Raw genomic sequence first — 1333 nt, forward strand, 5'->3', positions numbered from 1 at the left:
GTCGTACCGGTCGGGGGTGGCCAGCGCGACCCCGCCGCCCATGGCCAGCAGGGCGACGACTCCCCCGATCGCGAGCGGGGAACGGGTGGCGATCGCGGTGACGGCGCCCAAGGCTCCCGTGACCACCATGACGCCGAGGGAGACGTTCACCGGGGTCTCGCTCTCGCTGCGCGTGACCAGGCCGGCCGCACGCAGATCCCGAAGTACGGCACGTACGGCGTCGAGCTTCGACGCATGGGCGCACAGGTCCGAGGGCAGGTGGACGGCGCCGGGCACCAGGTCCGCGAGCACGGCCGCCTGGAGTACGTCCACACCCGCCGGGCTCGAGGCGACCGTCAGTCCTCTCGAACCGTCCGGCAGCAGGGCGCCGCTGAGGACCATGCCCGACACCACGGTCTGCGACAGGTGGTCGGGATGCAGGCGGCCGGCGTTCAGGGCGGCGACCTCGTAGAGCGTCAGCGGCGCGCCCTCCGGTCGCGGCACGGCGACCCGGGGGTGCTCGGCCCAGAACCGGAACACCAGCCGGTACACGGCGGCGCCGAACACCAGCACCGCGCAGCCCGTCAGTAAGACCCCCACAGCACCCCTCCGGTTCCGGTGGCTTACGCCTCGCCGAGGGCGGCGATGATGTCGGCGGTCGTACTGACCTTGCCCATGCGGGGGAAGATCTTGCCGAAGCTGTGGGCGTGGGAGTCCGGGTCGGTGTCGGCGGTGGCGTCCTCGGCGAAGACGAGCTTGTAGCTGTTCTCCCAGGCCGTACGGGCGGTGGACTCGACGCCGATGCTGGTGGAGATGCCGGCCAGGACGATGCGGTGGATGCCGCGCCGGCGGAGCTGGAGGTCGAGCTCGGTACCGGTGAAGGCCCCCCAGTGCCGCTTGGTGACGGTGACGTCGCCGAGGGCGGCGAGTGCGGCGGGGATCTCGGAGAACGCGGCGGGCGGGGCCGAGGCCGGGCCCGGCTTGTCCACATCGATGGTCGGCAGGTCCCCGCCGTCGGGCGACCAGGCGACCCTGACCAGGACCACGGGCAGCTTCCTGGCGCGGAAGGCCTCGGCGAGGGCGATGCCCTTCTCGAGGACCTCGGCGGAGGGACGGGTGGTGGGCAGGGCCAGGATGCCGCTCTGGAGGTCGATGAGGACGAGGGCGGTGTCGCTGCCGAGGGTCAGAACGGTCATGGGTGTCTCTTCCTTCTCGGTTCGGCGGCCCCCGGACTCCGGACGGTCGGGTAGGGCGCCGCCTCCATGACACGACGATAAGGGAGGTGGCCGCACGGCCGGGGGCGCCCCCGGGGGGGGGGGGGGCCGCGTCGCCGCGCAGGGCGTACAGGGCGTAC

Annotated in this window: 2 protein-coding genes; both read right to left on the reverse strand. The window is 73.0% G+C overall.

Annotation, left to right across the window (positions count from 1 at the left end; translation table 11 throughout):
• A partial coding sequence (locus ACWGDE_RS38995) for a hypothetical protein (protein ID WP_453393829.1) occupies positions 1 to 579 on the reverse strand: 579 nt, incomplete at its 3' end.
• 23 nt (positions 580 to 602) lie between these two features.
• On the reverse strand, positions 603 to 1175 hold the full coding sequence (locus ACWGDE_RS39000) for a hydrolase (RefSeq protein ID WP_453393830.1): 573 nt from the start codon (positions 1173 to 1175) through the stop codon (positions 603 to 605).
• Positions 1176 to 1333 lie beyond the last annotated feature (158 nt).

The organism is Streptomyces sp. NPDC054956, from assembly GCF_053609185.1.

Bases quoted from the DNA above. Each gene is read 5' to 3' on its own strand.
- ACWGDE_RS39000 (WP_453393830.1), bottom strand. From the start codon at position 1,175: ATGACCGTTCTGACCCTCGGCAGCGACACCGCCCTCGTCCTCATCGAC.